Origin of the sequence: Halobacteriovorax sp. YZS-3-1, from assembly GCF_047084945.1 — a bacterium.
Classification (GTDB): Bacteria; Bdellovibrionota; Bacteriovoracia; order Bacteriovoracales; family Bacteriovoracaceae; genus Halobacteriovorax_A; species Halobacteriovorax_A vibrionivorans.
Genome location: NZ_JBKIYI010000001.1, coordinates 401,818 through 414,485, shown reverse-complemented (window position 1 = coordinate 414,485; position 12,668 = coordinate 401,818). Strand labels below are relative to the sequence as shown.

Here is a 12,668-nt window from a genome sequence, read left to right as displayed (position 1 = left end):
AATTAAGAAAGAGTCGCAACTTGCTTAAGCAGGTCAATTGACTCAAGTGCCTTACCACATCCACGAACTACACATGTAAGAGGATCTTCAGCAAGAGCAACAGGTAGTCCTGTTCTTTCTTTAATAAGTACATCTAGGTTAGCAAGAAGTGATCCACCACCAGCTAGGATGATTCCGTTATCAACGATATCAGCTGCAAGCTCAGGAGGTGTTTTCTCTAATGAAGTTTTAATTGCTTCAACAACTTCAGCAATAGGATCAGAAAGTGCATCTCTAATCTCATCCGAAGTTACCTCAATAATTTTCGGAGCTCCAGCGACAAGGTCACGCCCCTTAACTTCATATGTTCTTACTTCATCATCAAAAGGATATGCATTACCAATCGACATTTTGATTTGCTCTGCAGTTCTTTCACCAATTAATAATGAATACTTTTTCTTAATGTATGAAGCAATTGCCTCATCAAATTTATCACCTGCTACTCTTTCTGATTGTGAGTAAACAATCCCACCTAAAGAGATAACGGCAACTTCAGTAGTACCACCACCGATATCAACAATCATATTCCCTGATGGTTCAGTAATTGGAAGTCCTGCACCAATTGCGGCTGCCATCGGCTCTTCAATAAGATAAACTTCTCTTGCACCAGCCTGCTCAGCTGATTCCTTTACTGCGCGTTTTTCAACTTGAGTAATACCAAATGGAATACAAATGATAATTCTAGGTTTTACTAACTTAGAACCTGATAGTGATTTTTGGATGAAATACTTAAGCATGGCACCTGTTACTTCAAAGTCAGCAATAACACCGTCTCTCATTGGACGGATCGCTTGAATTGAACCAGGTGTACGACCAAGCATTTGCTTTGCTTCTGCACCGACAGCAAGAACTTTTGATCCAGTTCCCTTATATCCTTGGTGAACAGCAACAACTGAAGGTTCATTAACAATGATCCCTCTATCTTTTGCGTAAACTAGAATGTTTGCAGTCCCTAAATCAATTGCTAAATCGTTTGAGAAGAAATTAAAAAATTGCTTTAACATTTCATATTCCTTTATAAAATTTTACCAATGATAATGTCTGATATTCTCACCGCGCTCAGCAATGTCTGCCATAGCTTCGATCCCTAATTCAATGTGAATATCTGTATACTTTCTGAAGACTGATTTAGCAGACTTCTTCGTTTTAATACCATCTTTAGTCATTGGACAATCGGAGATTAAAAGTAGTGCTCCAATATTTACCTTACTAACAAAACAAGAAACAAAAAGTGCCGCTGTTTCCATTTCAACTGCTAAAACTCTTTGCTCGATTAATCGCTCTTTGAAACGATCATCAAACTCCCAAAAACGGTAATCTGTAGAGTGGATCGTCCCTGTACGGTAATCGTGTCCATGTTCTAATAATATTTGAGAAACAAATTTTTGTACTTTAAATGTTGGAAGGGCAGGAACTTCCCTAGGAAGAAAGTGCTCAGTAACACCTTCTGCTCGAATCGAAGCAATAGGTAGAACAAAGTCACCAACTTTAAGTGAAGGGTGTACTGAACCAGCTAATCCTAAAAACAGAACGGCCTTCGGTTGAATTACTGAAATTAATTCACCAATTAATGCGGCCATTGCAGCACCAACACCAAACTCAATAATTGTTACTTTAGCTTTCTTTGAACTCGATGCCTTAAATGCAGAACCCTGCGTATAAATATGATCATCTAATAGTGCATTAAATCTTTCTACGTAGTAGTGAAAATTCGTAAGAATAATCTGTTGCTGAAAATCACCAAAATCATGGCCCGTATAACGCTCGAGCATATCAATTGCAATCTTACGCTTGTCTTCATTCCAATGAATTCTTCTGGCACGAAGGGCAGCCTTCTTCATCTCTAGGTTTGCACCTAAATTTGTAGTATCCCTTTTTGACTTTATTGATAGTTCATCTACAAATGCAGACGATAAACTAGGCTTACTACTCTTAGTAGAAGTTTTTTTCTTTACAACTTTTTTCTTAGTTGCTTTTTTAGCGGCTTTTTTGCCAACTTTTTTCTTAGAAGTGGCAGTCGCCTTCTTCTTTGAAGCTGTTTTTTTCTTTGCAGCGCACATTCCATTACACCTTTTAATAGCAATCCATTTGCTTATATTATGTAAAATGTACCATTTAGGTCGTTTTATTGACAACTAATAAAAACATTTAGGGACAAAGCTCCCCTTCAAATCAGTGAAAATGGTACTTAGTACTTGTCAAAATCATTATTTTTAACTAGTATAACTGAACTATTTTCTAACACTACGCAAAAGGAAAAATTATGGGTGCAGGTAGAAAGAAGACTATTGCAAAGATGAGTAAGAAAAGAGCTCAACTTAAGAAAAAAGCTAGAATCTTACGTAGAATCAACGCTGCTAAAGCAAAGAAGTAATATAACTGACGCCCAAGGCGTCAGTTTCCTACTTCTTATTTTATTCCCCAATCGATTTTTCAGTAGTGAAGTTCACTTTATTTAGCCTTCCTCTATAAAGGCTCATTAAACTCATTTCTTTCATCCAAACATCATCTTGTAGACGCCAAGACCCAGTAATACCAGCAACTTTTTGTGCATTCATAACTGTAGACTCTAATTCGTCTCGACTATTAAATTCACCTAAAGATAGAATATTTGCCGCTAAAGACATACTTTCAAAACCGAGAATTTCAACAACTCCTGGCCTTTGGTCATAACGTCTTTGAAAGCTTGAAACAAAAGCTGAATCTGTTTTTGGTACTTCAGAGTCAACAAATAGTAACTTTCCAAGTTTAGAAGCTTCACGAGAGATACGACGTGAACGCCAATTCGGACCACCAACAAGAGTTACATTGAAAGCATCGTAATAATTAAATGACGGTATAAGCTGAAGAGCATCATTAGGAGCAGCTGGAAGCAAAACCCAATCAAAGTCAACAATTGGCCCAAGAGTTTGGACACGTCTAATTGTTGTATTCCCCTCAAGCTTATGTACTTCTTTTAGAAGATCATATTCTTCCTGTCTTTCACGAGTAAAGTATAGGCCTAAGATCTTAGCTACAGTGGAGCGATGATCTGTTTGATTGTGATCAAAAGATTGAATACTTACAATTTCAGCTCCTGACTTCTCGGCCATCTTCCACGCTGAATCAACATATGCATAGCCACTTTCTGTATTAGGATAAATTATAGAAACTTTATTTCCATACTTTGATAAATATTTTTCAGAAAAAAGAAGTGAAACTTGAGACTCAACAGAGCCTGGTACCTCTATTAAGAGATGATTCTTTTCATCTTTATTCGTATAGATTTGAGATAATGAAATAAAGAATGCCCCATACTTTCTTGCAGCTTCATACTCTGCTCTTGCTTCATCTTTTAAAAGGCCACCGATAACAATTGAAGAGTTTTCACGCTCAATCATCTCTCTAACTTTCTCTTTACCTACGATTGCACTACCCATGCTATCAAAAATCTTAATTTGTATTGGTTGAAAGTTAGGTTTATTGCTATTTCTTTCGTTATACTTTCTTACTGCGTGATCAATTCCAGCTAATGCCCTTTTACCAAATTTACTCTTATCACCTGTTAAAGGAAGGACAACACCTATTGATTGCATATTGATCTTGCTATACTTCTTTAACATTTCAAATCGAGTTGAAACAAGAGCTAAGATCTCAGGGAACATTCCAAAGTTAGACTGCATCCAACTTCCAACTTCTTGCGCCTTAGTTTTATTTCCTTCATTGATAAGTTGCTCAACTTCTAAATATGATAAATATGCACAAACAAACTCTTTGCCTTCTTTAAAATCTTGAACAATCTTCACTCTTTGCGATTGATCAACAATAAAGTATTGAGTAACTAATTGTGGATAGAACTTATTATTCTTTAAGTCTTCAACTGTCGTCGCACCTGCATTAAGCCATAAAAGAGAATCTAATGCGACAGTTTGAAAGTCTAGTTCCTTAGATACACGATATCTTAACTTATGAAAGTTTTCGAGATCTCGATTTAAAAGATAACGAGAGTCAGTACCATCAAGTGTTTTGAATGTGTTCTCAAGATCATCTAATTTATAATAACTACTCGCTAGGTTAAGTCTAATCTGAGCACTTAACTCTCCATCTTCTTGAGAGCTATTAAGGGCCAAATTGAATTGAAAAATAGCTTGTTCAAAGTTGCCGTTTGAATAATTTATGACACCAATTAAGTTATTCTTTGTTGCAAGTTCTGCAGGCTTCAATTTTGCATCTTGGATATTATTTAACTGTTGAAGAGCGACATCTTTTTGCCCTTCCACAAAACTCTTTTTTGCTACATCAAACTTAGCGAGAAATTGTTTTGTATATAAGTGAGAAGTGTCGCGATTAATCATTTGGATTCCGCTACAACTCACAAGAAATGTAATTACAATTAGTGAAATGTATTTAAACATAATAGACCTTTTTTAATTTATTCAGTGTCTATTTTATTGGAAATAGGGATAGATGAAAACAGGAGAAATAAAAAGATAAAAACAATAATGGGAGACTAAAACACTCAGTCTCCCATTCATATAATAAATTAACTAAACAATTCTTTAACTTTATCAATGAAACCATGGCTCATTGGATGACATTGCTTTCCTTCTAGCTTAGCAATTTGTTCCAGAAGCTCTTTATGTTCCTTTGATAACTTTGTTGGTGTTTCAACATGAACAGTTAAAATTGCATCACCTGTACCATAACCACCAAGCTTTTGAATCCCTTTGCCTTTAAGTCTCATCTTCTTACCTGATTGAGTACCAGCAGGCAGGTCAACAACAACCTTTCCATCAAGAGTTGGAACTTCTACTTCAGCACCAAGAGCAGCCTGTGAAAAGCTAATTGGTACAGTATAATGAACGTTAAAACCATCGCGCTTGAAGATTTCATGCTCTTTTACATCTACAACAATGTAAAGATCACCATTTGGGCCACCCTGAGCACCAGCATCTCCTTCACCAGATAGTTTTAATCTCTGTCCATGATCAATACCTGCAGGGATTGTTACTTCAAGTTCAACTTTTTTCTTCTTGCGTCCTTGACCATGACAAGTACCACAAGGATCTTTAATCATTGTTCCTGAACCATGACATTTAGGACAAGTTGAAGCTACAGTGAAAAAACCTTGCTGACGTCTTACTTCACCAGCTCCATGACACATATCACAACTAGTTGGTTCTGAGCCTTCTTTTGCACCAGAGCCTTTACAAGTTTCACAAGTTGTTTCTTTATTAATTGAAACTGTCTTCTTAGCACCAAATGCCGCTTCTTCAAAAGTTACACCTACGGCCATTTGAAGATCATTACCAGGTACACCCTGACGACGACGTCCTCCACGACGACCTCGGCCTCCTCCCATCATGTCACCAAAAATGTCTCCAAAAATATCACCTAGGTCACCAAAGTCGCCAAATCCACCTTGGAATCCACCACCACCGAATCCACCGGCTTGGCCGTTTACTCCAGCGTGTCCAAACTGATCATATCTTTGGCGCTTACCTTCATCGAGTAGAACTTCTGCTGCCTCTGAAGCTTCTTTAAACTTTGCTTCTGCTTCAGCATTATCGGGATTACGATCGGGATGATATTTCATTGCAAGCTTACGATAAGCTTTCTTTATTTCATTTTTGTCTGCGCTTTTTGAGACACCCAGAATATCGTAATAATCTCTTTTATCACTCATAACTTTTTCTCTTTATTACGAAAAAGGGAGCACACTGCTCCCTTCCTCAATTTTATCTTTTAATTAAACTTCTTTGAAGTCAGCATCGACAACATCGTCATCTTGCTTATCATTTCCAGCATTAGCTCCAGCATCTGCACCGGCTTCTGGGCCAGCTTGCTGTGCACCTGCATCAGCACCTGGTTGTTGGTACATTTGTTGAGCTACTGCATGAGAAGCATTCGTTAGAGCTTCTTGAGCTGCTTTTAACTCATCAAGGTTTTCTGATTGAAGTTTTCCTTTCGCTTCGTTGATCGCAGCTTCTAGCTTTGATTTATCGTCATCAGAAATTTTACCTTCACCGTCCTTAATCATTTTTTCACAGCTTAAAATAAGAGCATCTAAACTATTTCTTGTATCAACAAGTTCACGAGCTTTCTTATCCGCTTCCTTGTTTGCTTCTGCTTCAGCTACCATTCTTTCAACTTCTTCATCTGAAAGACCTGAACCAGCAGTAATCTTAATCTCTTGAGATTTACCAGTTGCTTTATCAACAGCTGAAACATTTACGATACCGTTAGCATCGATGTCAAAAGTAACTTCAATTTGTGGTACACCTCTTGGAGCTGGTGCAATTCCACTTAGATCGAAACGTCCTAAAGACTTATTATCTTTAGCAAATTCACGCTCACCTTGGCATACGTGAATTGTAACAGCTGGCTGATTATCAACAGCAGTTGAGAAAGTTTGAGACTTTTTCGTTGGAATAGTCGTGTTCTTCTCAATAAGAGTTGTCATTACACCACCAAGAGTTTCAATCCCTAGTGTAAGAGGTGTTACGTCTAGAAGAAGTACATCTTTAACGTCACCAGCTAGTACACCACCTTGGATTGCAGCACCTGCAGCTACAACTTCATCTGGGTTAACACCTTTTGAAGCTTCTTTACCAAAGATTTCTTTAACTCTTTCTTGTACCGCTGGAATACGAGTTGAACCACCAACAAGGATTACCTCATCAATTTCATTCTTCTCAAGTCCAGAGTCTTCAAGACAAGTTAAACATGGCTTAGCAAGAGCAGTTAAGTGATCTGCAATTAGTGATTCAAACTTAGCTCTTGAAAGGTTTACATTTAAGTGTTTTGGACCTGAAGCATCTGCAGTAATGAATGGAAGGTTAACATCTGTTGAGTTAACATTCGATAGTTCATGCTTTGCTTTTTCAGCAGCTTCTTTAAGTCTTTGAAGTGCCATTTGGTCTTTTCTTAAGTCAATTCCTTCTTGCTTTTGAAATTCTTCAGCAAGGAAGTTAATGATATTTTCATCAAAGTTCTCACCACCTAAGAAAGTGTCTCCGTTAGTTGCTTTAACTTCGAATACACCATCAGATGTGATTTCAAGAATTGAGATATCAAAAGTACCACCACCAAGGTCAAATACAGCAATATTCTTATCTTGCTTAGAGTCTAATCCATAAGCTAGTGCCGCTGCTGTTGGCTCATTAATAATTCTTTTAACTTCAAGACCTGCAATTTTACCAGCGTCTTTTGTTGCTTGTCTTTGTGAATCGTTAAAGTAAGCAGGAACTGTAATAACTGCTTCTGTAACAGTTTCACCTAAGTAGTCTTCAGCTGCTTTCTTAAGCTTTTGAAGAACTTTTGCTGAAATTTCTTGTGGTGCCATTGCTTTACCGTCAACTTTAACCCAAGCGTCACCGTTATCATTTGCGTAAATTTCAAATGGAGCTACATCAGCAAATTGCTTAGCTTCTGGAGTATCAAACTTACGACCGATAAGTCTTTTGATACCGTATAGTGTTTTTGATGGATTTGTTACCGCTTGTCTTTTGGCAACTTGTCCAACAAGAGTTTCACCGTTGTTTGCGAATCCAATTACAGATGGTGTTGTATTATGCCCTTCTGCATTTGGTACAATTTTGTACTTTCCATTCTCAAGAACTGATACACATGAGTTAGTTGTTCCTAAGTCGATTCCAATAATTTTTCCCATTATAATCTCCTTTATATATTAGTTTTTAGCTACTACTACTTTTGCTGCTCTAATCACTCTACCATTTAGTGAGTAACCATTTTGATATGTCTGAATTATTTCTTGATCTTCCTTTCCTTCAGCTGGCATCTGTGCCATAGCTTCATGGAAATGAGGGTCAAATGTTTTTCCATCAGTTTCAATAAGCTCTAATCCATTATTTTTTAGACAATCTAAAAACTGGTTTTTAACCATATCTACACCAGTGAAAATATTTTTAACTTTTTCGTCTTCATCATTTTCAATGGCCTGAAGTGTTCTTTCTAAATTATCAACAACATCAAGAAGGCCTATCATAACTTTTTCAGTTCCAAATTTCATTTGGTCCTGTAGCTGTTTTTCATGGCGTCTTTTTAAGTTTTCCATTTCAGCGGCTACATAATAGAACTTATCTTTAAATTCCATAAGCTCTTTCATCTCTTCAGAGATTTCTTGCTCACCATCTGTAGTTTCTTCCTCAGCAACTTGAGCCTCTTCATTTTCTTTAGCTTCAAGCTCTACTTCTTTTTCATTTTCATCATTAACTTGAGTTTCTGACATCTTTAACTACCTCTTTTAATTTATCTCTAATCATAAGATGGGAGCATATGGCCTAGTGTCAATGGCGAGGATAAATATTTTTTGAGATAAAGACTAAATACCTAGAATTACTTGGATATTTTAAAGATTTCATCCATTATTGAATCAAGAATGAGAAAGCCGCGGGACGTTAGAGTAAACTTATTCACTCCAACCATGGCCAATCCGTCCTTCTTTAACTTTTGAACGTATTCGCTAAGATCACCCCAGTACTGATCCTTTATAGGAAAGCCGACACTAGAGCGTAAGTTCATATAGAGCCTCTCTATTTGATACTCATCCTCTGATAGTCTTTCTTCAACAATCTGAGCATCCTTGGTTTTCCACTTGTATCGATATCGTGTATTTTGGATAAGGCCTGTAGCTGATGGACCTAGAGCTGCAACAGATCTCATGCGCCAATAATTTAAATTATGCTCAGAGGCTTGCGAGCGCTTTGCAAAGTTTGAAACTTCATAGTGTTCAAAGCCATTGATAGAAAGGAATTGAGCAACTTTTGTATATTCATCACTTATCCACTCATCATCTGGTAGATCTTGAAAATATTTATAATGCTTAGGAACTGTTAATATATACAGGCTAATATGACTTGGATTATACGTTAAGATTTCAGTTAACTCTGAAATGATATCGCGATTGTATTTTTTTGAAAAAGGCAGACCTATCATAAAGTCGACAGAGAAATTATACTGACCTTCTTTAAAAAACTTTAGAGTATTATGCACATCATCCACGTTATGGACTCTATCGATTATTTTTAAAAAATTCGAATCAAGAGACTGAATTCCTAAAGAGTAGCGATTAACTCCAATATTTCGCCAAGCTTCAAGCCCATCCTTAGTCCATGCTCCAGGGTTTACCTCAAGGGTAAATTCATTTTTTTCACAGAAAGAAATATTATTTTCTTCCATCCATTCACCTAAGAATTTTGCCCCTTCGATTCCCCATAGACTTGGTGTTCCGCCACCAATATAGAGCGTTTCAAGCTTTTTCAAAGTAGCGTTATTGTCTGTTAAAATCTCTTGATGCTTTTTAGACATCTGGGAAAACAAAGACTCAAATTCTTCTAATTGTGCCTCATCTTCCTTTATAGACTTATAAAAGTCACAATAATTGCAAAGATGGCGGCAAAAAGGAAAATGTATATATAGTGACTTTATTTCTTCCATATTAATTTTGTCCTTCACAGACTATAATTAACTGATACCTAAATATAAAAGGCTATGTAAATGAAATATGAAATAGAAAGACTAAAAAATGGTTTAGAAGTAATTTTTGTCGATGTTCCAGGTAATACGAGTGCATCAGTTCAAATTTGGTTCAGGGCCGGATCAACTTTAGAAGATAAGAGTAATTTTGGAATTGCTCACTTTTTAGAGCACATGTTTTTCAAAGGTACTAAGAAGAGACCTGGAGCTAAAATTGCTCACGATGTAGAATCATATGGTGGAGAAATAAATGCATTCACTTCATTTGATTACACTTGTTACTATATAAACTCACCAATAGCCTACTTTAATAATTCAATCGATATTGTAATGGATATGGTTTCCAACCCTATGTTTAAAGAAGAGGACCTAATACCGGAAAGAGAAGTCGTCTTTGAAGAATATCGAAGAAGTCAGGACAATCCAGGACAATTTTCTTTTCAAAGAATTCAAGAAATGTCTTTTAAGGGGGGGTATGCTCATCCTATTTTAGGAAATGAGAATACGATTAAGAACTTCACTAGAGAACAATTAACAGAGTTTAGAAATAGCCACTATAATAACGCCAATGCTTTTTTAGTTGTTGCCGGTGATTTGAGCGAAAAAGAAAAATACAAAAAAACGATTGAGTCTTATCACCTACCAGAAGGTTCTTTTTCTGAGCGTCCTTCTTTTAGCTTGCAAAAGAAATCAACAATTGAAATTCATAAAAAAGATGTCAGAATGTGCCAGCTAACAATGGCCATCGAATGCCCTCCAATGAAATCAAATGGAGCCGCTGCTGAAGATCTTGCCTACAATGCTTTAGGCTACGGAGAAACATCTCCACTATATAAGAACCTCGTTCTACGAAACACTCTTGCTAATAACTGTACTTCATCTTCTATGTTCTTTGCTGATGGTGGTATACACTTTTTGAGAATAAACTTTCCAAAAGAAAATTATCAAAAAGTTATGTCAGAATTAGAAAAAACAATTTCAGAAGTTTCAACAGTCGGCCTAAAAGAAAGTGATATTAAAAAAATTAAGAATCAATATGTCGCTGCTAAAATTTATGAAAAAGAATCTCTTGAGTCATATGCGTTTTCTCTAGGAAGTAGTTATGCTGGAGCAAAAGACCTAGATGTTGAACAAGAATTTATCGATAAGATCAGAAAGATTAGCTTAAAAGAAGTTAATAAGAAATATTCTGAAATTTTTGGGCGATCAATACATTTAAGCCTACAGCTTCCAAATGACTTAAAGCCACAGGAATTTAAACCTAGACTCACTGAATTTAAAAAGAAACTTGCTCAGATCAAGAAGACAGGAAAAGATAATACAATTAAATCTACAAAGTCTAAATATGATCCAGCAACTCAAGTCATTGAAGTTAAGCCAGGAATTAAACTTTTATATCGTTATAACTCTATTACGCCTACGTTTGTAATGCATGCATACCTAAAAGGTGGGCTAGTTGATGAAACATTGAAGACAAATGGTCTCTACAGCTTAATGAGTTCGCAATTAACAAAAGGCTATAAAGGCCTATCGTATGAAAAGCTCAAGCTAGACCTTGATAGTCGCTCAACAATGTTCAATAGCTTCTCTGGAAAGAATGCCTACGGAATAACAATGCATGGTCAGATCGAACACTTTTCTGACTTATCGAAGCATTTTTTCAAATCACTTATAACTCCATCTTTTCAATCAAAGAGCTTAAATCATGAGAAGAAGCTAATCCTAAGAACGATTGAGGCCAATAAAGCAGATCCAACAAGGCAATGCTTTACCGAAGCAACTAATATATTATTTAAAGGACATCCTTATTCTCTTTCTACAATTGGAAATGAGAAATCAATAAGATCCATAAAAAAAGATGACCTCATAAAAAAGCATGAAAAAAATCTAAAATCAAAAGAGATGCTTATCACATTCTGTGGAGACTTAAGTGTTGAAGAGGTTTTAGAAAAAGTTGAATTCTATTTTTCTGACTTAAAACCGAGAAAAGAAAAGAAAAAAGAAATTAAAAAAATTGAAAAAATAAAAACTCTTAATAAGCATATCGATTTCGACCGCGAACAAACACAGATATTGATCGCAACACAAACAAAGAAGCTAACGGCAAAAGAAAATGTAGTTTTCAAAATGCTAACAACTCACCTTTCCGGACAATCTTCAGAGCTTTTTGTCGATGTTAGAGATAGAAAAGGTCTATGCTATGTTGCTCAACCAATTCACATGAATGCACTTGAAGCTGGTTACTGGGGAATTTACATGGCAAGTGGGCATGACAAGACATTGGAAGCAATTGATGCCATAAATTCGATCTTGGCCAAAATTCAAAGAGAGGGACTATCAAAGTCCAACTTCAATAGAATAAAGAAAATGATTGAGGGTCAAAATCAACTTAATCTTCAAGTTAACGATGACTATGCTAACGTATATTCAGTACCTACTTTACATGGACTTGGATCTGATTACTTTTATAAAGCAAATAAAGAAATTAGTGATTTTAAACACGAGGACTTTCAAAGAATTGTAAAAAAAGTTCTAAGTCAGAACTGGATTACAATTACAGTGGGTAAACCATTAGATAAAGAAATGTCTCCTAAGATACGTCTTTAGCGAAGAGCAAAAACTGCTCTTCGTTTAAATTACAATCACTTTGTAAAAGGCTCATCATATTTGTTAATTCATGAAATTGCTTTGAAAAGTGTTGGAAGAAACCTTTATAGTCGTAGAATGATTCTTGATAACTATCGAGCTTTCGATAAGCTGTTCGTCCAATCTCACAATAATAATTGATATCGATGATCTTCTCATTTATTGAATTAGAGAAATATCCACATAAAAACAAAGCTGTATCACCAATGTCTCTAAGCTCTCTTCTTTTTTCTGACTCAGAAAGGCCTTCGCTTTTTAACAACTTAATTCCCAAAGTCTTTTCTCGTACCCTGCCATCCTCTTGTTTTTCAAAATACTGATTAGATAAACTAAAACGATCCATAACAAGTGATGAATAATAAATAGATAAATCTGGTAAGGGTTCTTGTCGCTTCTGATTTATTCGATGCAGCTCATCAAAGAAGTAAGCTTGAAGCGAGGCCTCTAGGCAAATACTTGAGTTACTCTTCTTCATATTCTCCTCCATCTTCTTAATTATATCGCAA

The 12,668-nt window shown here is 36.0% G+C and carries 9 protein-coding genes; 1 reads left to right on the top strand and 8 read right to left on the bottom strand.

The window, feature by feature from the left end; all coding sequences use genetic code 11:
- Positions 1-2: 2 nt before the first annotated feature.
- The 7 genes from ACMAZI_RS02120 to ACMAZI_RS02090 form a co-directional block, all read right to left on the bottom strand.
- Positions 3-1,043 (bottom strand): rod shape-determining protein, encoded by a 1,041-nt coding sequence (locus ACMAZI_RS02120; protein ID WP_021266421.1) that lies wholly within the window; start codon positions 1,041-1,043, stop codon positions 3-5.
- 21 nt (positions 1,044-1,064) lie between these two features.
- Positions 1,065-2,099, bottom strand: a complete 1,035-nt coding sequence (locus tag ACMAZI_RS02115; RefSeq protein WP_412473887.1) for an AMP nucleosidase — start codon at positions 2,097-2,099, stop codon at positions 1,065-1,067.
- Between the two features lie 354 nt (positions 2,100-2,453).
- Positions 2,454-4,433 (bottom strand): penicillin-binding protein activator, encoded by a 1,980-nt coding sequence (locus ACMAZI_RS02110; protein ID WP_114705834.1) that lies wholly within the window; start codon positions 4,431-4,433, stop codon positions 2,454-2,456.
- 128 nt (positions 4,434-4,561) lie between these two features.
- Positions 4,562-5,704, bottom strand: a complete 1,143-nt coding sequence (gene dnaJ, locus ACMAZI_RS02105) for a molecular chaperone DnaJ (protein ID WP_114705835.1) — start codon at positions 5,702-5,704, stop codon at positions 4,562-4,564.
- A gap of 63 nt (positions 5,705-5,767) precedes the next feature.
- Entirely contained in the window at positions 5,768-7,690 is a 1,923-nt protein-coding gene (dnaK, locus tag ACMAZI_RS02100; protein ID WP_114705836.1) for a molecular chaperone DnaK, read from the bottom strand.
- 18 nt (positions 7,691-7,708) lie between these two features.
- Positions 7,709-8,269, bottom strand: a complete 561-nt coding sequence (gene grpE, locus ACMAZI_RS02095) for a nucleotide exchange factor GrpE (RefSeq protein ID WP_114705837.1) — start codon at positions 8,267-8,269, stop codon at positions 7,709-7,711.
- Positions 8,270-8,376: 107 nt separating this feature from the next.
- Entirely contained in the window at positions 8,377-9,477 is a 1,101-nt protein-coding gene (locus ACMAZI_RS02090) for a coproporphyrinogen-III oxidase family protein (protein ID WP_412473888.1), read from the bottom strand.
- Between the two features lie 60 nt (positions 9,478-9,537).
- On the opposite strand from ACMAZI_RS02090, the gene ACMAZI_RS02085 reads away from it, so the two are divergent.
- A complete protein-coding gene (locus ACMAZI_RS02085) occupies positions 9,538-12,123 on the top strand; it encodes a M16 family metallopeptidase (protein WP_120405569.1) in 2,586 nt (861 codons plus the stop codon).
- Here the strand turns inward: ACMAZI_RS02085 and ACMAZI_RS02080 are convergent.
- On the bottom strand, positions 12,107-12,637 hold the full coding sequence (locus ACMAZI_RS02080) for a hypothetical protein (protein WP_412473889.1): 531 nt from the start codon (positions 12,635-12,637) through the stop codon (positions 12,107-12,109). The two genes, ACMAZI_RS02085 and ACMAZI_RS02080, sit on opposite strands and share 17 nt — an antisense overlap.
- Positions 12,638-12,668: the final 31 nt, after the last annotated feature.

Coding starts and splice junctions, on each gene's coding strand:
- ACMAZI_RS02090 (WP_412473888.1), bottom strand. CDS start 9,477: ATGGAAGAAATAAAGTCACTATATATACATTTTCCTTTTTGCCGCCAT.
- ACMAZI_RS02120 (WP_021266421.1), bottom strand. CDS start 1,043: ATGTTAAAGCAATTTTTTAATTTCTTCTCAAACGATTTAGCAATTGAT.
- ACMAZI_RS02085 (WP_120405569.1), top strand. CDS start 9,538: ATGAAATATGAAATAGAAAGACTAAAAAATGGTTTAGAAGTAATTTTT.
- grpE (WP_114705837.1), bottom strand. CDS start 8,269: ATGTCAGAAACTCAAGTTAATGATGAAAATGAAAAAGAAGTAGAGCTT.
- ACMAZI_RS02115 (WP_412473887.1), bottom strand. CDS start 2,099: ATGTGCGCTGCAAAGAAAAAAACAGCTTCAAAGAAGAAGGCGACTGCC.
- ACMAZI_RS02110 (WP_114705834.1), bottom strand. CDS start 4,433: ATGTTTAAATACATTTCACTAATTGTAATTACATTTCTTGTGAGTTGT.
- dnaJ (WP_114705835.1), bottom strand. CDS start 5,704: ATGAGTGATAAAAGAGATTATTACGATATTCTGGGTGTCTCAAAAAGC.
- dnaK (WP_114705836.1), bottom strand. CDS start 7,690: ATGGGAAAAATTATTGGAATCGACTTAGGAACAACTAACTCATGTGTA.
- ACMAZI_RS02080 (WP_412473889.1), bottom strand. CDS start 12,637: ATGAAGAAGAGTAACTCAAGTATTTGCCTAGAGGCCTCGCTTCAAGCT.